This is a genomic window from Nocardioides soli, from assembly GCF_014191495.1.
In the GTDB taxonomy this organism is placed as follows: domain Bacteria; phylum Actinomycetota; class Actinomycetes; order Propionibacteriales; family Nocardioidaceae; genus Nocardioides; species Nocardioides soli.
Window position 1 is genome coordinate 193,140 of the sequence record NZ_JACHWR010000001.1, and the last position, 26,417, is coordinate 219,556.

Consider the following 26,417-nt stretch of genomic DNA (forward strand, 5'->3'; position numbering starts at 1 on the left):
GGGCACCACCTTCGGGGTGTCCCTCGGGGGTAGAGGAGGGGGTGGCTACTTCTTGATCGTGAACTTCTTGGCGGCCGTGCTCGGGTTCACCTGGGTGTTGCCGGTGTAGGTGATCGTCACGATGTACTTGCCTCGGTAGGCCGTCCTCGCCTTTTTGCCCTTTGCCTTGGTCTTCTTGGCCACCAGCTGGGCGAACTTCTTGACCGTGAGCTTGACGGCGCCCTTGGTGGTGACCTTGGTGGTCTTGGCGAGGATGGTCTTCTTGCCCTTCTTGATCATCACCTTGGCCTTGCCGGCCGGCGACTTCGACGCGGTGACCTTGCCGGTCACGGTGACCTTGGCGCCCTTCTTGGCCGCCGTCACCTTCGACACCTTGGTCTTCGAGCGCACCTTCGCAGGTGCGAGCGGGTTGTTGTCGGAGGCTGGGGCGACGGTGACCGCCGTCGAGGTCGAGGAGACCGTGGACTCGCCCGGCTTGGACGCCGTGGACTGGTAGGTGATCTTCTTGCCCACCATCCCAGCGGTCAGCGACAACGTGGCACCCGTCGCGCCCGGAATCGCGGCCCCATCAGCCAACCACTGACCGGTCACGCTCGTCGGCGACGCCGAGAACGTCCCCGGCGTACCGGTCAAGGTGCCACCCACCGTCGCGCCACCGGCGATCGACGGCGCCACAGCCGGCAGCATCTTCGTCACCACCACCGCGCCATTGGTCGAATAGCCACTCTCCCTATGCTGCGGCGGGCCTACGACGAACTGCGCGACCGCCGCACCGATCAGCTCCGCCGGCACGGGCTCCTCAACAGGAAGGTCGGGACTGTGGGAGCACACAGCGCACCCGTAACGGATCACCCCACTGGTGTCCACCAGGCCCAGGCCGGCGCCGCTGCCGGTCATCGAGACCGAGGTGGCAGTCAGCATCGATGCCGGGAGTGCCTGGTACAAATGTGACCCGCCCCAGGGGAGCAGGGTGTTGTCGGCCAGGAGCGCGAACCCCCACCCGGCAGCCGAGGTGACGGCCCTGACGTTGCCGGGCACCTCGACCTGCTCCGGCAGCTTCTGGGTTGTTTCGCGCCTACTTTCAGTGCCCCAGGCGACCACCGTGCCCTGCGTGGTCAACGCGAAAGCAGTGAAGCCGTCCATCGTGACGGCCTGGGCACTGCCGGGGGCCCGCAGCTGCGCCGGCACCTCGTTGAGGCCATGTGACGTGGAGTCATCGGCACCCCAGGCCACCACCGAGCCATCGGCCTTCAAAGCGACCGCGTTGCGTTCGTTCGTGGCCAGTTGGGTCACGCCGGTCAGGCCGACCGGCACATCCAATGGAGTGGCGAACTTGCTCTTTGGACCCCAGGTCAGCACCCGGCCATCCCGGGTCACCGCACCGGCGTACGAGGTGCTGGTAGAGCCGACCGCGATCTGGACCACGTCGGCGTTCGCGACCTCAGCGGGAATCTTCTCCAGCCTGGCCGGGGAGTTGGTGCCCCAGGCCACCACCTTCCCCGCAGCCGTCAACGCCAACGCCACGGTATCGCCCAGCGCGACCTGGCTGACCGCCACCCCTTTCAGGGAGGCCGGAACCGTCGCCTGCCCCACGTCATCGAGACCCCAAACCTTGACCTCACCAGCTAGGGCCAACGGCACTGCCATCACCGGCATCGGCGCGACCGACCGACCCCTCCGGAGCCGCCTGCGCAACCGAGACCGGCGACATCGCCGCCCCAACCAACGCCCCAACCACGCCGGCCAGCATCACCGACCGGACCACACCCGGCCCCCTCGACACCACCATCACAACTCCTCACCACACCACGCATGACCTACGCCACAACGTAGGCAACCACCACCACCACGCCCACCCATCCAACGAAATCACCACGAGACACCCACCGAAGTTGTCACCCCCGTGAGCAAATAGCCACAGGGGCGGGTGGACCGGCGAGCGGGGTCGGGGCCTGAGCCCGGTTCTTGGACACGCTGAATCCAGCATCCGCTGGGGAAGCGGGATGCTCCAGGAACCATGGCCAGGAAGAACCACACCGAGGAGTTCCATCGTCAGGCCGTCGACTTGTACGAGTCCACACCGGGGGCGCCACGGTCCGCGGTATCCCTGAGAATCTCAACGTCGTGCGTGGCACGCTGCGGGACTGGCTTGGGGTCTACGGGACCGGAAAGAAGACCGCCGCTGACAGGACGTGGACCGCCAGCCCACTGCAGTCGAAGCCGTCAACGACCAGCCCCTAGGCACCCACTGAGGAGACGCCGGAGCAGAAGATCGCCCGACTCGAGGCCGAGAACGCCGCGCTGCGGGCGAGACGACGAAGCTGACCACCGAGCGGGAGATTCTGCAGAAGGCGGCCAAGTCCTTCGCCGGGGAGACGCGCTGGTGAGTCGCTTCCAACTCGTCGCCGACAACCATGCCACATACGCCGATCGCGGCGGGCTGAAGCGACTGTGCGAGTTCGTCGAGGTGACGCGCTCCTAGTCTTGCGCCTGGCTGTCCGCAGCGCCCGGCCGTGAGCGGCGGGCCGCCGCGGACGCTGAGCCCGAGGCCCGGATCCGCACGATCCACAAGGTCGACGACACCGTCTGCGCGCCACGGGTCACGACCGCCAGCGCGGCGCCCGCCGAGCTCCATGTCGGCGCTCCAGCCGGTGAGGGGGTCAACCACAAGCGGGTCGCCCGCATCATGCGTGCCGCCAGCATCGCCGGCTACGTCAAGAAGCGACGCGTCCGCACGACTGTTCTCGAGCCGGCGGATCAGACGGTTCCCGATCTGATCAAGCGGGACTTCACCGCCCTGGCACCGAACCACCAGCGCTACGTCGGCGACATCACCTACCTCCCGCTCGCGGGCGGCAGCAACCTGTACCGGGCCACCGTCATCGACCGCGACCGCGACCGCGACCGCGACCGCGACCGGGGAAGCCTGGCCGGGGCGATCTCCGACAGCCACCACGGGACACGTCCAAGGACTACGCCAGCCCTGCAAGACCCCTCGGCGTCACCCAGTCCACGGGCGCCGCCGGACCCTAGGCCGACAACGCGCTCGCGGAGTCGTTCAACGCGACCCTGAAGCGCGAGGTCCTAAGACGCCGCTTGCTGGACCGACGACCTCAACTGCCGCCGCCGGGTGAGGTCAGGAGGGTCGGCGCTCACCCGCCGACGGGCCTTAGCCCCGAGTATTGGACACGGGGTGTGACTACGCGGCGTTTGGCAGTGTGGCGGCCTGGTGGGCCTCGTAGGTGGACAGGGGCGGTGGCCGCACCAGGAGTGCCGGCCTCGGAGTCTTGTAGCGGGTCAGCCACTTGAAGACCTCGGCGAACAATCCCTGCTCACCCGAAAGGATCGGACCCTCTGGCGCAGTCGGTCGGAGTTGTAGTCGTAGATGGAGACCAACGCCCGGCGCGCGGCGTCTCGGTCCCTCGATCGGTGGCAGGTCGGCGGTCAGCACCTCCCCACCCGGAATGCCGAGCATGTCTTCGGCCTTGGCCGGAGTCGCGCGACGCGCAAGGTGGATCGCATAGCCACGCTCAGCGACACACTCAGCGGAGCGTCGGTGGACCCGCAGCTACGGTGCACCCGCGGGAAGCGAGCGGTGTCCGCCGACCGGATGGAACTGCGCGTCCACGGTGAGCCAGGCGTGCCTCCTCGGTACTGAGGTGCTGATACGTGGCATGGTGGCTCCTGGCGGATGGCGGCATCCTCGAATGCACAGTCCTCGAAGTACGCAGGGGGCGAGCGTTCACTCCACGTGAACCCTCGCCCCCCGGGTCGTGCCTATCTCGCGCGGTGAGTGCGCTGTGTAGTCAGACCTTGAACTTGGTCGTGGTCTTGGCCGCGGCCACGTTGGCGTTGCCGGCGTACTTCACCTGCGCCTTGTACTTGCCACGCTTGACCTTCTTGATGGTCACCTTGACCTTGCCCTTGGCGTTGACCTTCGCGTTGACCTTCTTCTTGGTCTTGCCCTTGAGGGTGAAGGTCACCTTGCCCTCGGGGGATACCCCGTCAGCGGTCGTGACAGTGACGGTGATCGTGACCTTCTGTGCGACCTTCTTGCTCTTGCCCTTCACCTTCGGTTTGGCGGCCTTGAGCTTGCTGGCCGCCCGCTCGACGGTCACGGCAACCGCCGCAGAAGTTGAGGGATCGGTGGTCGCGTCGCCGTGGTAGGTCGCTGTCATCGTCTGCGTGCCGGCAGGCAGGGTCGCAGGCAGCGTCCAGGTTGCTGTGCCACCGGTCAGCGTCGCGGTGGTCTCTGTGCCGCCCAGCTTGAACGACACCGTGCCGGTGGGGGTGCCGCCTGCCTTGGCGACGGTCGCCGTCGCGGTGCGCGCCGCGCCGTACTCGCCCGTGGCGGGGGCGACTGAGAGCGTGGTGGTCGACGCGATCGTGCGCGGGGTGACCGGTCCGACCTCGTTGGAGATGGACGTGATCGTCTCGCCAGCACGACCTGCGGTGGTGCGGTAGCTGATCTTCTTGCCCAGCATCGCCTGATCGAGGACCAGGGTGGTGCCGGTCTGACCGGCGATCGCATCGGCCCCGGCGTACCACTGGCCGGTCGCTGGGGTGTCCGGCGCCAGGCTGAACGTGGCGGGCACCGCAGCCAGCGTCTCCCCGACCCGCGGGGTGCCGGTGACCGCCGGCTTCGACACGTCCCGGAAGGCGGTGACGATGACCGCGGCGTGCTTGGGGCCCATCGCGATGGCCGCTACCGGCGCACCATCCAGATCGATCGGAACGTCGCTCAACTGGGCGACGGCACCTGCACCCCAGATGTGCACCATGCCGTCCTCGGTGACCGCACCAGCGTTGGGCGTGAAACCGACGGTATTGAAACTGAGGCTGATCACCTTCTTGCCGGCGAAGTCTGGCGTGCCCGTGGGGGGCACGGTCCCCCATACGCGGATGGTGCCGTCGTCCAGTACGGCCCCGTTCGCCGTGGGGCCGGCGGTGATCTGGGTGACCTTGTGGCCCTCGAAGTCCGGGACGCTCGTCTGGCCGTACTGAGGCATGGCCCCCCAAGCGACGACCGTCCCGTCGGCACGCAGCGCCATCACCTGGAAGTTGTTGGCGACGACATCCACCAGGTCGGTCAGCCCACTCTCCGGTACCGCGTAGAACTCACGAAGCTCCTCGTCGCCCCACACGGCGAGAGTGCCGTCGGTCCGGACTGCATACCCGAGGCTGCCCTGCCCGATCGCGATGGCTTTGGCCCGCAGGCCCTCCGGGACCTCATCGGTGAAGGCGGGACTATCGGGGCTGCCCCAGGGCGTGATCTTTCCGTCCGCGTGCAGCACGGCTCCGTACTGAGGACCGAGCGCGACAGCCGTGGCGTCAGTGACATCATCGGGAGCCCAGTCGACCTCGGCGAATCCCTCTTGCCCCCACACCCGTAGTTGGCCGTCCGCGGTCACCACGGCGGTGGATCGAGTGTTCGTCGCGACGGCGGCCACTGGAGCGGTCAGGTCGCCGGGCACCGTCATCGCCGCCTTGGCCACGACGTCATCGGTGTCGCCCCAAGCAACGACCCTCCCGGCCATGGCCGGCGAAGATACAGGGGCGGCCTGGGCCGTCGCGCCGGTGACCCCGGCGACAAGAGCGCTGGCCAATGCGGCGGCCAGCAGGTTGCGCAATCTCATGTTCGTTCTCCCGCAATAGGTGGAGGTCTTCCCTCCGGGATTGGGTACGCGCGACCCTGCTGGTCTCGCCCCACTCTGTGCCACTGATTCCGCCGCGAGAAGCTCAGGAATCAGCCGAAGTTGTGATGCGCCTCATAAGAGATGGTGGTCGGCCCATCGACTGTGACTCCATCGTGGGGCATCGCTGCGCCCTCGGATCGGCCCGGCGTACCGGTGGCCGGCGACATGTGGTGTCGCCGGCCACCGGCAAGATGAGCTCAATCGACCAAGTCGATAAGTCCGTTGTCGTTGGAGACGTTGAAGACGGCCCTCCAAGGTGAAGTCGCCGGGGCTGCCGACGGCGCCGAGGTCGGCGAGGCTGGGCCTTGGCCTGGAGACCGCTGCCAGTGAGCACCGTGTCCTGTGAGCCGTTGGGCTTCTCGGCATCGTGGAGTAGGCCTTGATGTCGCCGCCGATCCGGGCCTGACAGCCGCCGGTGACATGATCCGCACGCAGTTCAGGGCAGCCTTGGTCATCTACGCCCGGCCGTCGACGGCACTGACCTTTGAGTTGCCGGGAACGCCGGTGTCGATCACATCGTCGAGCGGGTTGGTGCCAGCGTGGACGTCGTTGTCGGCGAGGCTAACGTCGACGTTGCACTGATCGAGGGTCATGGTGACCGTGGTCCCGGGAAGGAAGGAGTCGCGGCTTGGGGACCCGTGCCGGCAGGTGAGGTGGTAGCGGCCCACGAGACCGCACTCCTCATGTTCCGTCTGGTCGCGCGGACGTCGCGGCGGCAGCACCGATGGTGCTGCTCCCACTGCCCGACCTGGGCTTCCTGCGCGCCGGGCCGAGCCAGGCTGCGGTAGCGCAGATCGCGGACCTGCTCAGGCCGCTGGCGCAGCAGTCCGCGCAGCGCCGGCTCACCCTGGCAGGCACGTTGTAGCTGCGGCTGCGCACCGACAGCACCGCCCAGGCCCTGGCCGCCCCTCTCGGGTTGCACGCGCAGAGGCGCCCGCAATCACCTCGTTGCACACCGCTAGCTCTTCGACAACCCGGATCTCGACTTCGGCCGGGACACGCTCACCATCCAGGCGACGCTCGACCTGGCACTCCCCTGTGGGAGCTCGAGGCCTCCAGACATCGGACTTGGCGGTGAGAGGGCGACACGCACCGCGGGGGGAGTGCCGAAGGCCCCCACGATCGAGAACTTATTCTAACCTGACGCCATCCTGTCGGATCGGTGGCACAACAGCATGGGGACCGTCTGTGGGGCTGGACGGTGTGCGCGCAGCCTCGAGGAGGCCGTCGTGCGCCGGACCCAACTCATCACACCCTCGGACGACCGGGGCACTCCCCCATTCAAGCCACCAGCACCCCTTACTTTTGTGATGCGCATCGCAACTTTCGGCCCGCCGTGCTCTGGACCCCTTGCCGTCTGCCCTCTCACGTGTGTGAATCGGGACGGCAGATGGCCACTCCCGAGGACGGACCCCTCCCCCACCGGACTCTCGGGGGTGGCGGCTAGGAGCTCGGCGCTCCGCACATCGGCCAGGTCACGGGGCGTCGGCATGGCGCCCCGTGACCTGCCTCAAGCGCGGACCGGACGAGCACCTGGAAGGCCATGGATCTGTGACCCGAGACGAAGCGGACGGCCAGGGATCGGAGGCGCATGACGATGTGGGGCCACCGTTGCCGGTCGCGAATCCGCCGGCCATGACCGGCGCCGTCCAGGTGTCCGATCTCGGATCGCCGTCGTCACTGGAGCTCTTCCGCCCGCTCGCCGCTCGGATGGTGCAGGCGGTCGTCCACCGGGTCCATGCCGAGCTCCCCGTCTACGCCGGGGTCGACGGGTCCGCCCCCTGCCCCCTCCTGGAGGTGGCGGCCCGTGAGGCCGTCCAGGCCTTCCTCGACGAGGGTCCGGCCCGCGAGTCGCGACTGCGCAAGGTCTACGAGCTGTTCCGGCGGCTGGGGCACCGGGAGGCGCAGCAGGACCGGGACCCAGGCCTGATGATCGCGGCCCTGCGGGTCGGCAGTCGCAGCGTCTGGGACCACGTCTCTGACTTCGCGGTCGCGCATCGCTACTCGGTCGCCACCTTCCGCGACATCTCCACCGAGCTCATGGAGTACGTCGACCACCTTCGCGAGCAGCTCGTCTCAGGCCATGAGCTCGGGTCTCGCTTCGCGACCCAGAGCCGGTCGACGGCCCGCACCCGGTTGATGGACTTCATCATCCACTCCTCCGGCGGGCGGGTCTCCCCGCTGCGCCCACTCGGGATGGACGAGGACGAGCTCCGCCGGCTGGCGGAGGGGGCCAGATGGCCAGTACCCGACCGTGTCTCCGCGCTCGCCGTCAGCTACCACGGCGAGCCGCCGCCACTGCCCGATCGCGACGAGGTGCTCAGCAGGGTCGGCCCCGACCGGATCTTCGTCCTGTGCCCCAGCGAGGACGCCGAGGACCTGGCCACGGTGCTGACCAGGTCGGGCCCCGACCGGAGGGTGGCGCTGAGCTGGCCGGTCCATCCCGACGAGGCCGGCAGCGCGCTCCTCTGGACGGCCCGTGCGCTGGACCTCGTGCGCCTGGGTGTGATCGCCCCGACGACGCTCGTCCGATGCACCGACCACGTGACCCAGCTGTGGCTGCACGCCGAGCCGTCAATGCGGCAGCGGCTCTGCCAGGAGCTGTTGGAGCCGCTGCTCGCCGAGACGCCCAACTCCCGAGAGATCCTCTCCGACACCCTGCTGGCCTGGCTCGAGACCCGCGACAGCGCTCCGGCGATCGCCGCCCGGCTCGACGTACATCCCCAGACCGTGCGCTACCGCTGGAAGCGGATCAACGAGCTGTTCGGGGAGTCCCTGCACGACCCCGAGTTCATCCTGCAGATGACGTTGGTGCTCAAGACCAGCCTGCTGATGTGGAAGGCCGGGAACCAGAGCGACTTCGAGCGGTTCCGAGACCGAAAGCTGTCTGATCAATGAAACCAGCTGCCCTTCCTCTCCTCGGGGGACTCGTCGGCGTGGAGCTCGTCGCCGCCGGCGCCACCTGGTGGGGCTCAGAACTCGTCGGACGAGAAGGTCTCGCCCCAGCGCTCGCCGTGCTGCTGGTGGCCTCCCCGCTCGGCTTCCTCGTCGCGCGGTACCTGCCGGTGCCGGTCGTGCGCCGCGTCGGCCGCCGCGGCGGCACCACCTACGTCGGGTCCTCGGCCGACCGGGCCCTGACCCGGTTGCGCCAGCTGGTGATCGAGGTGGAGCACGTCGTCACCACGGGCGATCTCGTGGTGCTGGACGTCGTACCCCTCGACCTGCGGCACAAGAACGACCTGCGCTGGTTCGCCGGCGCGCTGGCGCACGGGTCGACCGACCCGGTCGCCCGCGCGATCGCGAAGCTCTCCGGCCTGGGGCGGCCGATCGACGTCAGCCAGGGCCCCTCCCACGAGCTGCGCGGCGCCGTCGACCGGCATCCGGTGCGGTTCGGGGTCAACGGCGTCGACGGGCCGCCCGACCAGGTCATCGGGACCACGGTGCGCGTCGACGTGGACCAGCGGCCGATGGGGCACATCACGGTCGCCGACGAGGTGCGCAAGAACGCCGCCCGCTGCCTGTCGACGCTGCGGGCCGAGGGCATCGAGCCGATCCTGGTGTCGTCGTCCCTGAGCGCGCCCGACCTCAAGCGGGTCTCGGAGCAGGTCGGCGTCACCCAGATCCACCACGGCACCGACGCCTCGACGATCGCGGCCACGCTGCCGCCGGACACGACCGGCATCCTCCGTGCGGCCACGGTGCCCGGTGCCTCCGGCGTCACCGCCGAGACGACGCTGCCGAGCGAGCCCGGCGAGGACACCGTCGTCCGCTGCGCGAGTCCGTCGATCGACGCCGTGCTGGAGTCGATCCAGCACGTCCGGTGCCTGCGCCGGGCTCGCTTGGTCGCCCGGGTGTGCGCGGCGGTCGCCATCGTGGTCGCCGTACCGCTGGCGGCCACGGGCCTGATCACGATCGCCCACGCCGCCCTGCTCGCCGCCGCCAACCTGCTCTTCGTGGCGGTCGTCGCGTCCTCCGCGGTGATGTTCTACTCCTCGCAGGACCCGAACTGATCTACGGTCACGGCACTGGTTTCGAGGCTCGGGCCTGGCGGCCCTCGCACCTCAACCACCAACGGCACGGTGGTTGAGGTGCGACGAGCGCCAGCGAGGAGCCTCGAAACCACCACCCCCGACGCACGCGCGGGATTCGATCCTCGGGCCTCGCGGCCCTCACACCTCAACCACCAACGGCACGGTGGTTGAGGTGCGACGAGCGCCAGCGAGGAGCCTCGAAACCACCACCCCCGACGCACGCACCGGGTTTCGAGGCTCGGGCCTGGCGGCCCTCACACCTCAACCACCGTGTGCTCGACCACTCTGTCCCGACCGCAGGTCGGCGTCTGCTGGGACGACGAAGCTCCCGCTGGGACGATGAAGACTCGTCGTCCCAGGAGGAGTTTCGTCGGCCGGCCGACGAAACGCTCCCGTCGTCGCCGCCTCACCATCATCACCAGTGGCAGGTTCACCAAGGGATGACGGTCAGACCACGCCTCCCTCGGCGAACTGAGCCAGGGCAGCGCGACGTCGACCTCATCCCTTGATGAACCGCCGGCCAACCCTGGCACCGGGCGGTGGTTTCGAGGCTCGGGCCTGGCGGCCCTCACACCTCAACCACCGTGCTCGCCGTGGTTTCGAGACAGGCGCTAGCGCGCCTTCCTCAACCACCGTGGCGGCTCGGGCCTGGCGGCCCTCACACCTCAACCACCGCGGGACCTCGGCGCTCACGCGCCTTCCTCAACCGCCGCGGCGATGGGTCAGGCCTGGCGGAGCATCTCCGCGACGAGGAAGGCCAGCTCGAGCGACTGCACGCGGTTGAGGCGGGGGTCGACGACGGACTCGTAGCGGTGCGCGAGTCCCTCCTCGTCGATCTCCTCGCCGCCGCCGATGCACTCGGTGACGTCGTCGCCGGTCATCTCGACCAGGACGCCGCCGGGCCAGGTGCCCAGGGCCCGGTGGACGTCGAAGAAGCCCTGGACCTCGTCGATCACGTCGTCGAAGCGGCGGGTCTTGTAGCCGGTGCTCGACTCGAAGGTGTTGCCGTGCATCGGGTCGCACACCCAGGCGACCTTGATGCCCGCGGCGGTGACCTTCTCGACCAGGTTCGGCAGGCCGTCGCGGATCTTGCCGGCGCCGAACCGGGTGATGAAGGTCAGCCGACCGGCCTCGTTGTCGGGGTTCAGCCGCTCGGCGAGCGCGATCGCGTCGTCGGCGGTGGCGGTCGGGCCGAGCTTGCAGCCGATCGGGTTGGCGATGCTGCGGAAGTACTCGACGTGCGCACCGTCGAGCTGGCGGGTGCGTTCGCCGATCCACACGAAGTGGCCGGAGACGTTGTAGGCCGTGTCGGTGCGCGAGTCGATGCGCGTCATCGCGTGCTCGTACTCCAGCAGCAGCGCCTCGTGGCTGGAGTGGAAGTCGACCCGCTTGAGCTCCTCGGGGTCGGCCCCGATCGCGCTCATGAAGGCCAGCGCCTTGTCGATCTCGCCGGCGATCGTCTCGTAGCGCTGACCGGCGACCGACGTACGCACGAAGTCGGTGTTCCAGGTGTGCACCTGGCGCAGGTCGGCGTAGCCGCCGGTGACGAACGCGCGCACCAGGTTCAGCGTCGCCGCGGAAGCGTTGTAGACGTCGAGCAGGCGGGTCGGGTCGGGGATCCGCGATTCGGGGGTGAACTCGAAGCCGTTGACGGCGTCGCCGCGGTACGCCGGGAGCGTGACGCCGTCGCGGGTCTCCATGTCGGACGAGCGCGGCTTGGCGTACTGCCCGGCCAGCCGGCCGAGCTTCACGACCGGCACGGAGCCGGCGTAGGTCAGCACGACCGCCATCTGCAGCAGCACCCGCAGCTTGTTGCGCACGTTGTCGGCGGTGACGCCCGCGAAGGTCTCCGCGCAGTCGCCGCCCTGGAGCAGGAACGCCTCGCCTCGCGAGACCGCCGCCATCTTGGCCTTGAGCTCGTCGCACTCACCCGCAAAGACCAGGGGTGGCATGGTGCGCAGCCGGGCGACGTTGGCCGCGAGGGCGCCGGCGTCGGGGTAGGTCGGCTGCTGCGCTGCTCCGATGGCATGCAGGGTGGCGAGGTCGGGGACGGTGGTGCTCACCGTCCCAGGGTACGGCGAGGCGGCACACTCCCCCGATTCCTCGGGCCACCGCGAGACGCCGGCGACGAACCTACTCCTCCAAGTGGTCGATGTCGCGGAAGCCGGTCTTCTGCGCGCGGACGCCGCGGTTGGTCAGCCAGGTGAACAGCCAGAGCACGATCCCGACGGCCAGCAGGCCGGCGGCGATCTCGTAGACGATGCCGTCGCGGTCGACCCACGGACCGACCAGGAACGCGCACAGCACGGCCGCCACCGCCGGGGTCACACCGGGCGAGCGGAACCTGCTCTCACGGCCGTCGCGGCGCAGCACGAGGCAGGCGATGTTGACGATCGTGAAGACGCCGAGCAGCAGCAGCGCCGTCACCGAGGCGAGGTTGACGACGATGTCGTCCTCGGCCCGGTTGGCGACGTACACGATGAGCGCGAGCGCCAGCACGGTCGAGAAGATCACCCCGACGTACGGCGAGCGGCGGTTGGGCGAGACCTTGCCGAGCGTGCGCGGCAGCACGTCCTGGTGGGCCAGGCCGTAGAGCAGCCGGCTCGCCATCAGCATGTTGATCAGCGAGGTGTTGGCGACCGCGAAGACCGCGAGGAACGGGAAGACCTTGTCGATCGGGAAGTCGGGGGCGCCGACCCGGACGACCTCGAGCAGCGCTCGCCCCTCGGAGGCGCTGGCGATCTGGTCGGAGGTCAGCACCGAGACCACCGAGATCGCGACCAGCATGTAGATGATCACCGCGATGCCGAGGCCGGTGATCATCGTGCGCGGGAAGATCCGCTCGGGGTCCTTGGTCTCCTCGACCATGTTGACGGAGTCCTCGAAGCCGACCATCGCGAAGAACGCGATCGAGGTGGCGGCGGTGACGGCGAGGAAGATCCCCTTGCCCTCGGGGTTCTCGAACGTCGTGACCCGGCTGAAGTCCGCGTCGCCCTGGGCCATCGCGTAGAAGCCGACGCCGATCACGATCGCGAGGGCGGTGACCTCGACGAGGGTGAGGAGCACGTTGAACTTCACGGACTCGCCGACGCCGCGCAGGTTGATCAGCGCCAGCAGCACCATGAAGGCCAGCGCGATGATCGTGATGGTGGCGGTGCTGGGCTCGGCGTCGATCCAGCCGTTGACGACCAGGCCCTGCGTGAGGTTCTGGGCCAGCACGTTGGCCGACGTCGAGGCGCTGGTGATGCCCGAGCAGATCACCGCGAAGGCGACGAGGAACGTGACGAAGTGGATGCCGAACGCCTTGTGCGTGTAGAGCGCCGCGCCGGCGGCCTGGGGGTACTTGGTGACCAGCTCGAGGTAGGACAGTGCGGTCAGCGTGGCCACGATGAAGGCGACCAGGAACGGCAGCCAGACGATGCCGCCCACCACACCGGCCATCTGGCCCGTGACGGCGTAGACACCGGCGCCGAGGATGTCACCGACGATGAACAGCAGCAGCAGCTTCGGGCCCATCACCCGCTTGAGGTTGGGAGTCGGGCCGTTGACGTCGCGGGTCTCCGGAGCGGCGGTGGTCATCGTGGCCTCCTCGTGGTGGTCCGTCGTGGTGCAGCGTCCCCCGCGACCGTGATCCTGAACCCACTCTGGCCCTCCCGCGTCACGATGCGCCACCCTCGGGCCGCTCCGGCTGCACCTCCAGCCGCTCCAACAGGAAGAGCAACGCGGCCGCGAACGGGTTGTCGGCCGTTCGCTTGGCCACGACCGCCCAGTCCACCTGCTCGCGGACGGCCCGGGCGACGGGCACCACGGCGCCGAAGTCCGCGGCATGCTCCTCGAGGGCGTTGAGCTTGTCGACCATCAGCTCGGTCGCCGTCAGCACCGGCATCCGCACCGACCCGACCTCAATCTGGTCGACGTGCTCGAGCCGCTCCCGGGAGACCGGGTCGCCACCGGCCCGGAAGAGCACGTCGACCATGGCGTCGTCGACGTACACCTTGAACAACCAGTCCTCCGGGGGCTGCACCACCTGCAGGCCGCGGCCGGCGAGCAGCTCGGCCGTGGCCGCCGCGTCCTCCTCGGCCACCATGAAGTCGACGTCGTGGTCGGGCTCGGGCCCGCCGCGCGCCTAGAGCGCGTAGCCGCCGGTCAGCGCGAACGGCGCTCCGCCCTCCTTGAGGGCGACCGCCACCAGCTTCAGCGCCTCCCGCAGCCCCGACCGCACCTCGTCCACACTCGCAGGGTTACCCGGCGCCACGGCGGCGCATGCCACGGGTGCCGCACCCGGCGGTGGGTACCGTCGAGGCGATGCGCCTGGCGACGTTCAACATCCTGCACGGCCGCTCCCCGGCCGACGGCCGCGTCGACGTGTCGAGGTTCGCCGACGCGGTGCGCGAGCTCGACGCCGACGTACTCGCCCTGCAGGAGGTCGACCGCTTCCTCCCCCGCTCCGCCCACGCCGACCTCACCGCCGTCGCGGCCGCCGCGATGGGTGCGGTCGACCATCGCTTCGTGGCCGCCCTCGACGGCAGCCCGGGCGCCACCTGGACCGCGGCGACCGGCGCGGAGCAGCCCGACAGCGCGGGGTACGGCGTGGCGCTGCTGAGCCGGCACCCGGTGGTCGCCTGGGAGGTGGTCCGGCTCCCCGAGCTGCCCGGCCGCGGACCGTGGCGCTGGCACGGGCAGCGGCTCCCCCGACTGGTGCGCGACGAACCGCGGGTGGCCGTGGCCGCCCAGCTGGAGACCCCGGCGGGATGCGTGACGGTGGCGAACACGCACCTGTCGTTCCTCCCCTACTGGAACGTCCGCCAGCTGCGCCGGCTCGTGCGCGCGCTGCGCGACGCCCGCCGCCCCCTGGTGCTCACCGGCGACCTCAACATGGGTCCCCGGCGGGCCGAGCGACTCACCGGGCTGGCGTCGCTCGCCACCCACGCGACCTTCCCGGCTCAGCGACCGGAGCGCCAGATCGACCATGTGCTGGCCGACGGGCCGGTCGTGGCCGTCGACTCGGCCGCGCACCTGCTGCCGCTCTCCGACCACCTCGCGCTGGTCGCGGACCTCGACGTGGGGTGAGGGTCAGCGGACCTCGCAGTCGACGGGGTTCGAGCACGGCTTGAGCTCGTGGTCCTCGATCACGTCGCCGTCGGCGTCGTACGCCACCACCGCGGCGAGCTTCCCGACGACCGTGCCCCAGAGCATCGACGCGCCGGGCACCACGCTGCCCCTCTCGACGTGACCCGGCACCGTGGTGCCGTCGGTGGTCACCAGGTCGACCCGCGCCACGTCGGTGCCGGGCAGGCCCGCGAGAACGAGCTCGCCCGGTGCCCCGGTCGAGTAGTCGTCGCTCAGGAACACCTCCATGTCCGAGCCGGGCCGCAGGAAGTCCTCGGTGCCCATCCCCCACTGGTAGGACCAGCCGCCCGCGTCGCGGGTCAGGAGCGCAGGTGTGCAGGAGTCGTCGCTGCCGACGCACCCGAGGTACGCCGCGCCGGCGTCGACGAGGATGCCCATGTCGGTCGAGCCGACGGGATGGCTGCCGTCGTCGGACGCGAGGTCGGTCCGCTCGATCTTCGCGACGCCGCGGTGGAGCCAGTCGGGGAAGGCGCCGGCCCGGTAGGAGGTCACGCCTGCGTAGTGGCGGGCACCTGTGTCGACGGGGGTGCCGGCCACCGCCATGTCGGTCTCGGGCCACTGATGCGCGGCTCCGGCCGGCGCGGGCAGCACGACCTGCCAGTCGGAGACCTGCATCGCGCCCGACACCTCGTCGAGGACGCGTTCGGCCAGCGGTGAGAGCTCGTGCGGCTGGGCGGCGACGGGTACGTCGTCGACGGCCCGTCCGATGCCGCCGCCGAGCGTGAGGCCGAGCACGAGGCCGACCGCCACCGTGGTCGCCAGCAGCGCCGCGCCCATGCCGGCCGCCGTCAGGTAGCGGCGGCGCATGCCTGCGGCGCGGATCGCCTCGAGGTCGGGCTGCGTCACCATGTCGCGCTCGTCGCGGTGCAGCTCGTGCTCGAGCTCCTGAAGGGTGCGTGTGCTCATCGAAGTCCCTGCCTCACGAAGGTTGTCTCGTCGTCCGCCGCGGCGACCCGCAGCTTGCGCAGTGCCCGGGACAGCGCGCTCTTGACGGTCCCCGGCGCGATCCCGAGCTCGCCGGCCACCTCCGCCTCGGAGAGGTCGAAGTAGTGGCGCAGCACGACCACCCGCCGTTCGCGCTCGGTCAGTCCGGCCAACAGCCGGACGATCTCGTCGCGATCGGTCGCGATCTCCGCACTGCCACGCCCCGACTCCGCCCGGGTGGCCAGCGCGACATCGGCCGCCACGCCGCCGAGCTCGGTGGCGCGGCGCCGCCGGATGCGGTCGATGTTGGCGTTGACCAGCACCTTGCGGGCGTAGGCGAGCGCGTCGGCGCGACGTACCCGCCGCCAGCTCGCGTAGGTGCGGGCCAGCGCGGTCTGGGCGAGGTCCTCGGCGAGGTGGTGGTCGCCGGTGAGCAGGTACGCCGAGCGCCGCAGCCGGGGCCAGGCGGCGACCGCGAACTCGTCGAACTCCTGCTCCGCCGTCACGGACCCTCCACGCGCTGGGTGATCGTCACACCCACCTCTACGCAGGGTGGGTCGCGCCGGTTCCGTGCCGTGCCGGAATCAGTCGGGGTCAGCCGAAGAAGACCTGTGCCTCGGCGTACTCCTCCTTGCTGACGAGCTTGAGCTCGCCGGTGCCCTCGATCAGCGGGACCCGCGCGATGGCGGTGCCGCGCAGGGCCATCATCTTCCCGAAGTCGCCGTCGGCGACGGCGTCGACCGCCTGGAGGCCGAAGCGGGTGGCGAGCCATCGGTCGAACGCCGTGGGCGTGCCGCCGCGCTGGATGTGGCCGAGCACGACCGCGCGGGCCTCCTTGCCGGTGCGGGTCTCGATCTCCCGGGCGATCCGGTCGCCGATCCCGCCGAGACGGACGTGGCCGAAGTCGTCGAGCTCCCCGGAGGAGAGCGTCATGTCGCCGCCCTCGCGCGGCACCGCACCCTCCGAGACCACCAGGATCGGGGCGTAGTGGGACTCGAAGCGGCTCTCGACGAGGTCGCAGACCTCGCGGATGTCGAACGGCTGCTCGGGGATCAGCACGATGTTCGCACCGCCGGCCAGCCCGGCGTGCAGCGCGATCCAACCGGCGTGCCGGCCCATCACCTCGACGACGAGCACCCGGTGGTGGGACTCGGCGGTGGTGTGCAGCCGGTCGATCGCCTCGGTGGCGATGTTGACCGCCGTGTCGAAGCCGAAGGTGAAGTCGGTGCCGGAGAGATCGTTGTCGATGGTCTTCGGCACGCCGACGACGTTCACGCCGAGGTCGGCGAGCTTGGTGGCGACGCCGAGAGTGTCCTCGCCGCCGATCGCGATCAGCGCGTCGACGCCGTCCTTGGCCAGGTTTTCCTTGATCCGCTCCACGCCGTTGTCGAGCTTGAAGGGGTTGGTCCGCGAGGAACCGAGGATGGTGCCGCCGCGGGGCAGGATCCCCCGGCACTGCTCGATGCCGAGTTGCATCGTCAGCCCCTCGAGCGGGCCACGCCAGCCGTCGCGATAGCCGACGAACTCGAAGTGGTGCTGCCTGACCCCTTTGCGCACCACCGCCCGGATGACGGCGTTCAGGCCGGGGCAGTCCCCGCCTCCGGTGAGCACTCCGACGCGCATGACCTCTCCCGTCGCTGGACTGTCTTGGATCGTTCACGCAGACCGCCCCGAGCCTAGCCAAGGTCGGGGCGGACGTCATCGAGCCGGCGGCGCCCCGAATCGCTACTGTCGGCCCATGACCTTCTCGATCGTGGCCCGCTCCGCCGACGGTGAGTCGTGGGGCGTGGCGGTGGCCTCGAAGTTCCTCGCGGTCGGTGCGACCGTCCCTGCCGCCGTCGCCGGCGTCGGCGCCATCGCGACCCAGGCGCACGCCAACGTCGCCTACAAGGGCCAGGCGCTCGCCCACCTCGACGACGGCGCCACCGCCTCGGTCGCGCTCCAGCGGCTGCTCGAAGAGGACGACGGCCGCGACCTGCGCCAGGTCGGCATCGTCGACCTCGACGGCAACGCCGCCAGCCACACCGGTACGGCCTGCCTGGAGTGGGCGGGCAGCGTCACCGGCGACGGCTACGCGATCCAGGGCAACATCCTGGCGGGCGGCCAGGTCGTCGAGGCGATGGAGGCGGCCTGGCTCGACTCCTCGCCCGAGGCGCCCCTGGCCGACCGGCTGCTCGCGGCCCTCGCCGCCGGCGACGCCGCGGGTGGGGACTCGCGCGGGCGGCAGTCGGCGGCGCTGCTCGTCGTACGGGAGGGGGCCGGGTACGGCGGTCTCGACGACATCGCGGTCGACCTGCGCGTCGACGACCATCCCGAGCCGGTCGTCGAGCTCGCGCGGCTGCTCGCGCTCAACGAGCTCTATCTGACCGCCTCCACGGCGGAGGAGCAGGTGCCGATCACCCCGGACCTCGCCGAGGAGCTCGAGCAGCTCGCGACCGCGCTCGGGCACCGCGACTTCGCCGCCTGGGTCGGCGCCGAGAACTACGAGATGCGGGTCGCCGACGACGGCTCCTGGATCGACGTACGCATCCTCGAGATCATCCGCGACACCGAGGCCGACCGGTGAGCTCGCCGGACGGCGCGATCCTCGCGATCGACGCCGGGACCACCGGCGTCACCGCGCTCGTCGTCGAGCACGACGGGCGGATCGCCGCGCGGGGCTACCAGGAGTTCTCCCAGCACTTCCCGCGCCCGGGCTGGGTCGAGCACGCGCCGGAGGAGATCTGGCAGGCGACGCTCGAGGCCTGCCGCGAGGTGCTGAAGAAGTACGACGCGTCGGCGCTGCGGGCGGTCGGCATCACCAACCAGCGCGAGACGGTCATGCTCTGGGACCGCGAGACGCTCGGCGCGCCGCGTCGCGCGATCGTGTGGCAGGACCGGCGTACCGCCGAGCTGTGCACGCGTCTGCAGGACGACGGGCACGAGGCGCGAGTGCGCGAGCTGACCGGGCTCCGGCTCGACCCGTACTTCTCCGGTACCAAGCTGATGTGGCTGGCCGAGCACGAGCCGCACACCTGGGCGCTGGTCGAGTCGGGCCGGTACGCGATCGGCACCGTCGACTCCTACCTGATCGCACGGATGAGTCGCGGCAACTACCACGTCACCGACGTCTCCAACGCGTGTCGCACGCTGCTCTTCGACCTCGAGGCCGGCGACTGGTCCGACGAGCTGTGTTCGCTGTTCGGCGTACCCCGTGACGCGCTGCCCGACCTGGTGCCCAGCTGGGGCGACATCGCCACGACCGATCCGGCGACGTTCCTCGGGCTGTCGCTGCCGATCTCCGGGATGGCCGGCGACCAGCAGTCGGCGCTCTTCGGGCAGACCTGCTTCGACGAGGGCGACTCGAAGTGCACCTACGGCACCGGGTCGTTCATCCTCACCAACACCGGGTCGTCGGTGCAGCGCTCCGACGCCCTGCTGGCCTCGGCGGCGTGGCGCTCCCCCGACGGCGCGATCACCTACTGCTCGGAGGGCTCGATCTTCGTGACGGGCGCGGCCGTGCAGTGGCTGCGCGACGGCATCCAGATCGTCGGGTCGGCGGCGGAGAGCGAGGCGGTGGCCTCGACGGTGGCCGACAGCGGTGGGGTGGTGTTCGTGCCGGCGCTGACCGGCCTGGGCGCCCCGCACTGGGACCCGCAGGCGCGCGGCCTGATCGTCGGCATCACCCGGGGCACCACCCGGGCCCACGTCGTACGCGCGACCCTGGAGGCGATCACCTTCGAGGTGCGCGATGTGCTCGACGTGATGCCCCGGCTCTCCTCGCTGCGGGTCGACGGCGGCGCGGCCGCCAACGACCTGCTCTGCCAGCTGCAGGCCGACCAGGTCGGCGTACCCGTCGAGCGCCCGACCGCCGTGGAGACCACCGGCCTCGGCGCGGCGTTCCTCGCCGGTCTCGGTGTCGGCCTGTGGTCGTCCACCGACGACCTGCGCCACACCTGGACCCTCGACCGGCGCTTCGACCCCACCTCCGACCGCACCGCGGCCGATGCCGCCCACGCCCGCTGGTCTCGGGCCGTCGAGCTGGCCAAGGGGTGGGCGGACTGAGGACATCGGGATAGTCCGCCACGAAACGGCTGCCCCACGACGAAAACAACAACCAATACGTGACGGACTATCCCTCCGGAGCGGACATCGGGATAGTCCGCCACGAAACGGCTGACCCGAGCCGAAAACAACAACCAAAACGTGACGGACTATCCCCCCGGAGCGCCAGCACACCAACCCCCGGGCTGCCCTCTCAGGCGGACCGCTCCCCGTCCGAACGGCGATACCCAGTGACGATCTGGCTGTTCCCGAGGTCCGGGAACAGCCAGATCGTCACTGGCTATCGCTGCAGCCGCGCCAGCGCCGCGCGGGCGGCATCACGGGCCCGGGCGGCGGCGTCGAGGTCGGCGGTCGCCTCGGAGCGGGCCTCCTCGGCCTCGGCGAGCTCGTCGTCGGTCTCCTCGGCGGAGGCCTCGAGGTCGTCGATGCGGCCGCGCAGCTCGGCGATCTCGGCCTGCAGTTGGAGGCCGCGGGCCTCGAGGGTCTCGACCGTGGCGGTGGCGTCACCGTGGGCGGCCTCGGCCGCGGCGTACGCCTCCTGCGCCTCGGTGAGTGCCGTCTCGGCGGCGGCGACGGCCTTCGCGTCCGCCTCGGGGTCGGGTACGACGTGCAGGTCGGGCCGACCCGGCGGCTCGGCCTCCCGCGCGGCAGCGACGAAGCCCAGCGCCTCGGGCACGGCCACCGCACCCTCCACCTCGGCCGGCTCGAGCCCGGTCGTGGTGAGTGCGGCGACGAGCATCCCGCTGCGCAGCGCCTGGCCGCAGCGCTCGTCGACCATCGCGGCGGTGAGCGTCGCCTCGACCTGGTCGGCGACGGCCTGGGTGACCCGAGTGCCCTCCTCGCGGGCGATCCGGCGGGCACCGGTCGTCACGGCGGCGGTGAGCTGGCGACGCTGCCGGGTCAGCGCCCGCAGCTCGTCGGCCGACATCGCGGCCTGCGCCCCACGCAGCGCGGCACCGACCGCCAACACCTGGTCGACCTGCTCCGCGTCGCGGCGTACCAGCAGGTTGGCGACCCATGCCGCGGTCGACGGCTTCCGCAGCGCCTTGACCCGGGCGGCCACCGGGGTGCCCTTCAGCGCCTTCGCCCGGGCGTCGCGGGACGGCGTGAAGTCCGCCAGCGGGAGCCCGTAGAGCTCGTCGGCGATCCGCAGCAGCTCGTCGGTCGTCGAGTCGCTCACGGCCGCACCCACCGACCCCGCCGGCTCACCAGCGGCTCGACGTCGTCGCCGACGGTCAGCGACTCGATCACGCACGTGAGCAGCGTCGACCAGCCGACCTCGACCGCCGACTGCACGGACACGCCCGCCCAGGTCACGGCGTCGGCGAGGCGAGGCCCCCAGGACGTGTCGGCGAACGTCGCCATCCGCCACGGCCCGCCGGGTGCGGGGGCGGTGCCGGCGAACGCCTCCGCCAGGTCGCGGTGCCGCCACGACAGCAGCTGCACGACGGCCCGGCCGGCGCGCGTCGCCTCGTCGGCCAGATCGCTGTCGGGGTCGACCAGCAGCAGCATCCGCGCCGGAGAGCCGTTGGCGACCATCAGCGACGAGACGGTCAGCCCGGCGCGCGCCGCCGGCCCCCCGGCGGTGACGAGCGAGACCGTGCCGCCGAGCCGACCGCGGAGACGGCGTACGGGGTCGGGATCGGGGTCCGCGAAGGGATGCGTGTCGTGGATCGTCACAGGACCGTCAGGACGCGAGCCGCGACGGGCCCTCGCCGTGGCCGCCGTCCTTCTCGGCCTTCGACAGCTCCTTGGCCCGGGTGGCGTACATGTCGACGTACTCCTGACCGGAGAGCCGCATGATCTCGTACATGATCTCGTCGGTGATGGAGCGCAGGATGTAGCGGTCGTTCTCCATGCCGTCGTAGCGGGAGAAGTCCAGCGGCTTGCCGAAGCGCACGACCGGCCGGGTGAACCGGCCGAAGGTCTTGCCCGGAGGCGCCACCACGTCGGTGCCGACGACGGCGACCGGGATCACCGGGACCTTCGACTCCAGCGCGAGGCGGGCCACCCCGACCTTGCCGCGGTAGAGCCGGCCGTCGTGGGAGCGGGTGCCCTCGGGGTAGATGCCGAAGAGCTCGCCCTCGGCGAGCAGCCGCTTCGCGGAGATGATCGCCCCCTCGGAGGCGCTGCCGCCGGACCGGTCGATCGGCACCTGCCCGGACCCCTTGAAGAAGGTCTTCTGCAGCCAGCCCTTGAGACCCGGGGTCGTGAAGTACTCCGCCTTGGCCACGAACGTCACCCGGCGCGGGAGTGTGAGCGGCATGAACAGCCAGTCGGCGTACGAGAGGTGGTTGCTGGCGAGGATCGCGGGACCCTCGAGGGGGACGTTCTCGGCGCCCGACACCCGCGGCCGGAACACGAGCCGGAGCCATGGGCCGAGCGCGATCCACTTCAGGAACCAGTAGAACACCGCCACCTCCGCACCAGCCCGAGTCACCTTCGCGGGAAGCCTAGTACCCGGCCCGCCGCTGGTCTCCCCACCCGTTGTACTCCCCGAGACGGGTCCGGTGGTGCACACTGCGCAGATGACGATCCATCCGCTGGCCGCGCCGCTGTCGGAGCCCGCCCGGCCGGAGCTGACCGGAGGCCGCCGGATCGGGGTCCTCCTCAGCCACGGATTCACCGGCCAGCCGGCCTCGATGAAGCCGTGGGGCGAGGCACTGGCGGAGCGTGGGTACGCCGTCGTGGTGCCGCGCCTGCCCGGGCACGGCACCACGTGGCAGGAGCTCAACACGCTGACCTGGGCCGACTGGTACGCCGAGCTCGACCGGACCCTCGACCGGCTGGTCGCCGAGAACGACGCCGTCGTCGTGGGTGGCCTGTCGATGGGCGGCGCGCTCGTGCTGCGGCTCGCCGCGGACCGGCCGGGCGACGTCGCCGGCGTGATGGTGGTGAACCCGGCCGTGGCGACCAAGCGACTCGACGTCAAGCTGCTGCCGGTGCTCAAGCACCTGGTGAAGTCGTTTCCCGGTATCGCCGACGACATCAAGAAGCCGGGCGCCGAGGAGTTCGGCTACACGCGTACGCCGTTGAAGGCGGTCCACTCGATGATGCAGCAGTGGCCGGAGCTCGTCGCCGACCTGCCGAAGGTCACCGCGCCGCTGCTCTACTTCCGCTCGGCCGAGGACCACGTCGTCGACGAGGCCTCCGAGCCCCTGATCACCGGCCGGGTGTCCTCCCGCGACGTCACCGTGGTCCGGCTCGCGGACAGCTACCACGTCGCCACGCTCGACCACGACGCCCAGCGGATCTTCGACGAGAGTGCCGCATTCGTCGCCCGAGTGGCCACTATTTCGTAGGACGGGCATACGCTCGTGGATGTGCCGGACCCCCGCGACCCGCGCGACGAGCGCGGCGATCACGATCACCACGACCAGAGCGCCGACGAGCGCGCCTGGCAGGCGATCGTCGACAACTACGGCGAGCGCGCCGAGATCGACGAGTCGCCCGCGGCCGAGCCACCGGTGTCCGACGCACCCTTCGGCGGTCGGTTCGGCGACCCGCGCGCGTTCCTCGAGGACGCCGACGACCCCTACGTCGGGCACGAGCCCGCCGACCTCGACGACGCCGAGGACGGCTACGTGCCGCCACCACCGCCGCCGCTCCCGACGGTGGCCCCCGACCGCGGGCTGGCCTGGGCCGGCGTCTTCGGCTCGCCGACCATCCTGCTGGTCTCGCTGATCCTCGGCATCGACCTGCCCAGCTGGCTGGGCTACCTGCTGATCGGCGGCTTCGTCGGCGGCTTCGTCTACCTGGTGCTCAAGATGCCCCGCGAGCCCCGCGACCCCTGGGACGACGGCGCGCAGGTCTAGTGGTCGTCTCGAAGCCCCCCGGCATTACTGTGCCATCGTGAGCGTCAACGAGACCGTCGAGATCACCGGCCACCTGATGGACCACGGCATCCTGTCGCGGGTCCTCGACGACATTCGCGAGTACGGCGGCGACTACACGATCGACCGCTTCGACGTCGGCCGCGAGACCGACGACACCTCGCACGCCGTAGTCAACGTGATCGCGGAGGACGAGGAGTCGCTCCAGCGACTGCTGATGCGGCTGCAGACCCGCGGCGTGAACCAGGTCGACCCGGGCACCGCCCAGGTCACGGAGGCCGACCGGGACGGCGTCTTCCCCGACCAGTTCTACTCGACCACGAACCTCGAGACCCGGGTGCGCATCGACGGCACCTGGCTGCAGGTCGAGAACCCGGAGATGGACTGCGGCCTGGTGCTCGAGCGCGACGCCGACGGCAAGCCGGTCCGCGTCTACACGCTGCCGATGTCCGACGTACGCGCCGGCATGCTCGTCGTCACCGGCGCCGACGGCATCAAGGTGACGATCCCGGCGCCCGACCGGAGCGGGGAGGCCTTCGGGTTCATGGAGTCGGAGGTGTCCTCGGAGAAGCCCCAGGCCGTGCTGGTGCGCCAGGTCGCCGACGGCATGCGCGAGGCCAAGGCGGCCGGCAAGAAGGTGCTGTGGGTCGGCGGCCCGGGCATCGTCCACACCGGCGCCGCACCGGCGATGGTCGCGATGGTCGAGGCGGGGTACGTCGACGTGCTGTTCGCCGGCAACGCCCTCGCGACCCACGACATCGAGTCCGCGCTCTATGGCACCAGCCTCGGCGTCGACCTCGCGATGGGCCGCGGCGTCGAGCACGGCCACGAGCACCACATCCGCGCGATCAACACGATCCGCAAGGCGGGCTCGATCCGCGAGGCGGTCGAGGCCGGGGTGCTGACCCGCGGGATCATGCACGCTCTCGTCCGGCACGACAAGGAGTACGTGCTGGTCGGCTCGGTGCGCGACGACGGTCCGCTGCCCGACGTCTACACCGACGTCATCGAGGGTCAGCGTGCGATGCGCGCCCAGCTCGAGGACGTCGGCTTCTGCCTGATGACCGCGACCATGCTGCACTCCGTCGCGACCGGCAACATCCTGCCGGCGTCGATCCCGCTGGTCTGCGTCGACATCAACCCGGCGACGGTCACCAAGCTCGCCGACCGGGGCTCCTCGCAGGCCCGCGGCATCGTCACCGACGTCGGGCTGTTCCTCGAGCAGCTTGCCGTCGAGCTCGTGCCCGAGTACCGGCGGTCCTGAACCGCTGCCGGGCCAGGTCGGCCGCCCCGATCGCCCCGGCCTCCGGCCCGAGCGCGGCGCGGACGACCGGCGGGACCGTGCGGTGGTCGGCCCCGACCAACGACGTACGCAGCGCGCTGCGCGCCGGCTCGAGCAGCAGGTCGCCCGCGGCCGAGAGCCCGCCCCCGATCACCACGATCTCGGGGTCGAACGCCGCGACCAGGTTGGCCACCCCGACGCCGAGCCAGGTGCCCACGGACGCGAACGCCTCCAGCGCCAGCGGGTCGCCGGCCTCGGCGGCCTCGGTGATCATCGGACCGGTCAGCTGGTCGCCACCGCCGCGCTCGCGGACGAAGCGGACCAGCGCGTTGCCGCTGCAGTACTGCTCCCAGCAGCCGGCGCCGCCGCACTCGCAGCCGCGGCCGTCGGGCACGACCTGCATGTGGCCGAACTCCCCCGCCATGCCGTTGTAGCCGCGGTGCACGGTGCTCTCGAGCACCACCGCTCCGCCGATCCCGGTGCCCAGCGTGATGACCAGCGCGTTCTCGGCGTCCCCCACCGCGCCGTACACGACCTCGGCGCGGGCCGCACAGTTCGCGTCGTTGTCGAGCACCACCGGCGCGCTCCAGCGCTCGGCCAGCCGCGCCCGCACGCCCTCGTCGCGCCACGGCAGGTGCGGCGCGAACCGCACCCGCTCCCCCTGCGCGTCGACGAAGCCGGCCGCGGCGATCCCGATCGCGCTGATCCGGCGGATGCCCGCGATCTCCTGGACCGCCTCGGTCAGCGCGTCCTCGACCAGACTCGCCTCCACCCGGCGCCCCGGCGTCGTGCGCAGTGCCGTGCGCAGCACCCGCCCGGAGCGCGACACGGCCGTCGCGAGGACCTTGGTGCCGCCGATGTCGACGCCGATGAACAGAGCCACGCGGGCTATTCGACCACGCCGCTCGGACGCCGCTACCTCGGCCGATACACCTCCGCCCGGTGTTCGATGCGCATCACGAGGATCTCATCGGCCTCGTCGTCGATGCGATAGAGCACGCGGTAGGTGCCGCGCCGAGCCGCGCGGATACCGGCCAGCTCGCCACGCAGCGCCTTCCCGACCCGCTGCGGGTTCTCGAGCAGCGGCCCGGTGAGGAACTCGATGACCGCGGTCGCCACCGGCTCCGGCAGCCCCGACTGCAGGGCCCGGACGGCCGGAGGGGCCAGGACCAGTTCGTACGGCGGGCTCGTGCTCACCGACGAAGGGCCCGCACCGCGTCCGCGCCGCGAACGACATCTCCGGTGCGGTAGGCGGCATCGGCCTCCCGGATGTCGGCCATGGCCTGCGGATCGCTGAGCACGGCGAGGGTCTCCTCCAGCTCGGCAAGGTCGTCGGGACTGATGATGACGGCCGCGGCCCGGCCGTTGCGCGTGACCGTAACCCGCTCGTGCTCGCGTTCGACGCGATCAATGACGTCGCTGAAGTGGTTGCGAACTTCGCGCAGCGGCTCGACAGACATGACCACAATTGTGGCGC

At 70.7% G+C, this 26,417-nt stretch carries 24 protein-coding genes and 1 pseudogene; 10 read left to right on the forward strand and 15 right to left on the reverse strand.

What is annotated here, in order from left to right; all coding sequences use genetic code 11:
* Positions 1-45: 45 nt before the first annotated feature.
* The gene (locus FHU40_RS00900; RefSeq protein ID WP_183590420.1) at positions 46-1,656 is read right to left on the reverse strand and encodes a hypothetical protein; all 1,611 of its coding nucleotides are present in this window, start codon (positions 1,654-1,656) and stop codon (positions 46-48) included.
* 361 nt (positions 1,657-2,017) lie between these two features.
* Between FHU40_RS00900 and FHU40_RS00905 the strand changes: the two are divergent.
* A pseudogene (locus FHU40_RS00905) lies at positions 2,018-3,133 on the forward strand (transposase family protein); the annotation flags it as partial.
* 673 nt (positions 3,134-3,806) lie between these two features.
* On the opposite strand, the gene FHU40_RS00910 reads toward FHU40_RS00905, so the two are convergent.
* Both FHU40_RS00910 and FHU40_RS00915 read right to left on the reverse strand, forming a co-directional pair.
* Positions 3,807-5,636 (reverse strand): Ig-like domain repeat protein, encoded by a 1,830-nt coding sequence (locus tag FHU40_RS00910; RefSeq protein WP_183590421.1) that lies wholly within the window; start codon positions 5,634-5,636, stop codon positions 3,807-3,809.
* A 515-nt stretch (positions 5,637-6,151) separates the two neighbouring features.
* On the reverse strand, positions 6,152-6,289 hold the full coding sequence (locus tag FHU40_RS00915) for a hypothetical protein (RefSeq protein ID WP_183590422.1): 138 nt from the start codon (positions 6,287-6,289) through the stop codon (positions 6,152-6,154).
* Positions 6,290-6,420: 131 nt separating this feature from the next.
* On the opposite strand from FHU40_RS00915, the gene FHU40_RS00920 reads away from it, so the two are divergent.
* From FHU40_RS00920 to FHU40_RS00930, 3 genes are all read left to right on the forward strand, one after another.
* Complete coding sequence (locus FHU40_RS00920; RefSeq protein ID WP_183590423.1) at positions 6,421-6,561, forward strand: hypothetical protein; 141 nt, start codon at positions 6,421-6,423, stop codon at positions 6,559-6,561.
* 770 nt (positions 6,562-7,331) lie between these two features.
* Positions 7,332-8,594 carry an RsbRD N-terminal domain-containing protein gene (locus tag FHU40_RS00925; RefSeq protein ID WP_183590424.1) on the forward strand — a complete coding sequence of 421 codons (1,263 nt, stop codon included), beginning with the start codon at positions 7,332-7,334 and terminating at the stop codon, positions 8,592-8,594.
* Between the two features lie 38 nt (positions 8,595-8,632).
* A complete protein-coding gene (locus FHU40_RS00930) occupies positions 8,633-9,706 on the forward strand; it encodes an HAD family hydrolase (RefSeq protein WP_183590425.1) in 1,074 nt (357 codons plus the stop codon).
* 743 nt (positions 9,707-10,449) lie between these two features.
* Here FHU40_RS00930 and FHU40_RS00935 read toward each other — a convergent pair.
* From FHU40_RS00935 to FHU40_RS00945, 3 genes are all read right to left on the reverse strand, one after another.
* Positions 10,450-11,790 carry a class II 3-deoxy-7-phosphoheptulonate synthase gene (locus FHU40_RS00935; protein WP_183590426.1) on the reverse strand — a complete coding sequence of 447 codons (1,341 nt, stop codon included), beginning with the start codon at positions 11,788-11,790 and terminating at the stop codon, positions 10,450-10,452.
* A gap of 70 nt (positions 11,791-11,860) precedes the next feature.
* The gene (locus FHU40_RS00940; RefSeq protein WP_183590427.1) at positions 11,861-13,306 is read right to left on the reverse strand and encodes an APC family permease; all 1,446 of its coding nucleotides are present in this window, start codon (positions 13,304-13,306) and stop codon (positions 11,861-11,863) included.
* 79 nt (positions 13,307-13,385) lie between these two features.
* On the reverse strand, positions 13,386-13,814 hold the full coding sequence (locus FHU40_RS00945; protein WP_221199479.1) for a hypothetical protein: 429 nt from the start codon (positions 13,812-13,814) through the stop codon (positions 13,386-13,388).
* 218 nt (positions 13,815-14,032) lie between these two features.
* On the opposite strand from FHU40_RS00945, the gene FHU40_RS00950 reads away from it, so the two are divergent.
* Positions 14,033-14,797 (forward strand): endonuclease/exonuclease/phosphatase family protein, encoded by a 765-nt coding sequence (locus tag FHU40_RS00950; protein WP_183590428.1) that lies wholly within the window; start codon positions 14,033-14,035, stop codon positions 14,795-14,797.
* A 3-nt stretch (positions 14,798-14,800) separates the two neighbouring features.
* Here FHU40_RS00950 and FHU40_RS00955 read toward each other — a convergent pair whose 3' ends face one another.
* From FHU40_RS00955 to FHU40_RS00965, 3 genes are all read right to left on the reverse strand, one after another.
* Positions 14,801-15,763 (reverse strand): hypothetical protein, encoded by a 963-nt coding sequence (locus FHU40_RS00955; protein WP_183590429.1) that lies wholly within the window; start codon positions 15,761-15,763, stop codon positions 14,801-14,803.
* Positions 15,760-16,287: a SigE family RNA polymerase sigma factor gene (locus tag FHU40_RS00960; RefSeq protein WP_183590430.1), complete on the reverse strand. Its 528-nt coding sequence runs from the start codon at positions 16,285-16,287 to the stop codon at positions 15,760-15,762. The genes FHU40_RS00955 and FHU40_RS00960 overlap by 4 nt, the downstream gene beginning before the upstream one ends.
* A gap of 88 nt (positions 16,288-16,375) precedes the next feature.
* On the reverse strand, positions 16,376-17,404 hold the full coding sequence (locus FHU40_RS00965) for a 6-phosphofructokinase (protein WP_183590431.1): 1,029 nt from the start codon (positions 17,402-17,404) through the stop codon (positions 16,376-16,378).
* 115 nt (positions 17,405-17,519) lie between these two features.
* Between FHU40_RS00965 and FHU40_RS00970 the strand changes: the two genes are divergently transcribed.
* Positions 17,520-18,347, forward strand: coding sequence for a DUF1028 domain-containing protein (locus FHU40_RS00970; protein ID WP_183590432.1), 828 nt, complete (start codon positions 17,520-17,522; stop codon positions 18,345-18,347).
* Positions 18,344-19,825, forward strand: coding sequence for an FGGY family carbohydrate kinase (locus tag FHU40_RS00975; RefSeq protein ID WP_183590433.1), 1,482 nt, complete (start codon positions 18,344-18,346; stop codon positions 19,823-19,825). The genes FHU40_RS00970 and FHU40_RS00975 overlap by 4 nt, the downstream gene beginning before the upstream one ends.
* A 280-nt stretch (positions 19,826-20,105) precedes the next feature.
* Here the strand turns inward: FHU40_RS00975 and FHU40_RS00980 are convergent, their stop codons facing one another.
* The 3 genes from FHU40_RS00980 to FHU40_RS00990 are packed head-to-tail and all read right to left on the reverse strand — an operon-like array spanning position 20,106 to position 22,238.
* A complete protein-coding gene (locus FHU40_RS00980; RefSeq protein WP_183590434.1) occupies positions 20,106-21,005 on the reverse strand; it encodes a hypothetical protein in 900 nt (299 codons plus the stop codon).
* Entirely contained in the window at positions 21,002-21,505 is a 504-nt protein-coding gene (locus tag FHU40_RS00985) for a flavin reductase (protein ID WP_183590435.1), read from the reverse strand. The genes FHU40_RS00980 and FHU40_RS00985 overlap by 4 nt, the downstream gene beginning before the upstream one ends.
* A 7-nt stretch (positions 21,506-21,512) precedes the next feature.
* Positions 21,513-22,238 carry a 1-acyl-sn-glycerol-3-phosphate acyltransferase gene (locus FHU40_RS00990; protein WP_183592130.1) on the reverse strand — a complete coding sequence of 242 codons (726 nt, stop codon included), beginning with the start codon at positions 22,236-22,238 and terminating at the stop codon, positions 21,513-21,515.
* A gap of 115 nt (positions 22,239-22,353) precedes the next feature.
* Between FHU40_RS00990 and FHU40_RS00995 the strand changes: the two genes are divergently transcribed.
* From FHU40_RS00995 to FHU40_RS01005, 3 genes are read left to right on the forward strand one after another with little or no spacing between them, the layout of a single operon-like run.
* A complete protein-coding gene (locus FHU40_RS00995) occupies positions 22,354-23,127 on the forward strand; it encodes an alpha/beta hydrolase (RefSeq protein WP_183590436.1) in 774 nt (257 codons plus the stop codon).
* Between the two features lie 21 nt (positions 23,128-23,148).
* Positions 23,149-23,640 carry a hypothetical protein gene (locus tag FHU40_RS01000; RefSeq protein ID WP_183590437.1) on the forward strand — a complete coding sequence of 164 codons (492 nt, stop codon included), beginning with the start codon at positions 23,149-23,151 and terminating at the stop codon, positions 23,638-23,640.
* A gap of 37 nt (positions 23,641-23,677) precedes the next feature.
* Positions 23,678-24,922: an ornithine cyclodeaminase, nickel-pincer nucleotide-dependent gene (locus FHU40_RS01005; protein ID WP_183590438.1), complete on the forward strand. Its 1,245-nt coding sequence runs from the start codon at positions 23,678-23,680 to the stop codon at positions 24,920-24,922.
* Here the strand turns inward: FHU40_RS01005 and FHU40_RS01010 are convergent.
* The 3 genes from FHU40_RS01010 to FHU40_RS01020 are packed head-to-tail and all read right to left on the reverse strand — an operon-like array spanning position 24,855 to position 26,400.
* Positions 24,855-25,823, reverse strand: coding sequence for an ROK family protein (locus tag FHU40_RS01010; protein WP_183590439.1), 969 nt, complete (start codon positions 25,821-25,823; stop codon positions 24,855-24,857). The genes FHU40_RS01005 and FHU40_RS01010 overlap by 68 nt on opposite strands.
* Before the next feature lie 32 nt (positions 25,824-25,855).
* Positions 25,856-26,137: a type II toxin-antitoxin system RelE family toxin gene (locus tag FHU40_RS01015; RefSeq protein ID WP_183590440.1), complete on the reverse strand. Its 282-nt coding sequence runs from the start codon at positions 26,135-26,137 to the stop codon at positions 25,856-25,858.
* Positions 26,134-26,400 (reverse strand): type II toxin-antitoxin system Phd/YefM family antitoxin, encoded by a 267-nt coding sequence (locus FHU40_RS01020; protein WP_183590441.1) that lies wholly within the window; start codon positions 26,398-26,400, stop codon positions 26,134-26,136. Before FHU40_RS01020 ends, FHU40_RS01015 begins: the two co-directional genes overlap by 4 nt.
* Positions 26,401-26,417 lie beyond the last annotated feature (17 nt).

What these genes read in the sequence shown, in the direction of transcription:
- FHU40_RS00900 (WP_183590420.1), bottom strand. Translation starts at nt 1,656, where the DNA reads ATGCCGGTGATGGCAGTGCCGTTGGCCCTAGCTGGTGAGGTCAAGGTT.
- FHU40_RS00910 (WP_183590421.1), bottom strand. Translation starts at nt 5,636, where the DNA reads ATGAGATTGCGCAACCTGCTGGCCGCCGCATTGGCCAGCGCTCTTGTC.
- FHU40_RS00915 (WP_183590422.1), bottom strand. Translation starts at nt 6,289, where the DNA reads ATGACCCTCGATCAGTGCAACGTCGACGTTAGCCTCGCCGACAACGAC.
- FHU40_RS00920 (WP_183590423.1), top strand. Translation starts at nt 6,421, where the DNA reads ATGGTGCTGCTCCCACTGCCCGACCTGGGCTTCCTGCGCGCCGGGCCG.
- FHU40_RS00925 (WP_183590424.1), top strand. Translation starts at nt 7,332, where the DNA reads ATGACCGGCGCCGTCCAGGTGTCCGATCTCGGATCGCCGTCGTCACTG.
- FHU40_RS00940 (WP_183590427.1), bottom strand. Translation starts at nt 13,306, where the DNA reads ATGACCACCGCCGCTCCGGAGACCCGCGACGTCAACGGCCCGACTCCC.
- FHU40_RS00945 (WP_221199479.1), bottom strand. Translation starts at nt 13,814, where the DNA reads ATGGTGGCCGAGGAGGACGCGGCGGCCACGGCCGAGCTGCTCGCCGGC.
- FHU40_RS00950 (WP_183590428.1), top strand. Translation starts at nt 14,033, where the DNA reads ATGCGCCTGGCGACGTTCAACATCCTGCACGGCCGCTCCCCGGCCGAC.
- FHU40_RS00955 (WP_183590429.1), bottom strand. Translation starts at nt 15,763, where the DNA reads ATGAGCACACGCACCCTTCAGGAGCTCGAGCACGAGCTGCACCGCGAC.
- FHU40_RS00965 (WP_183590431.1), bottom strand. Translation starts at nt 17,404, where the DNA reads ATGCGCGTCGGAGTGCTCACCGGAGGCGGGGACTGCCCCGGCCTGAAC.
- FHU40_RS00970 (WP_183590432.1), top strand. Translation starts at nt 17,520, where the DNA reads ATGACCTTCTCGATCGTGGCCCGCTCCGCCGACGGTGAGTCGTGGGGC.
- FHU40_RS00995 (WP_183590436.1), top strand. Translation starts at nt 22,354, where the DNA reads ATGACGATCCATCCGCTGGCCGCGCCGCTGTCGGAGCCCGCCCGGCCG.
- FHU40_RS01020 (WP_183590441.1), bottom strand. Translation starts at nt 26,400, where the DNA reads ATGTCTGTCGAGCCGCTGCGCGAAGTTCGCAACCACTTCAGCGACGTC.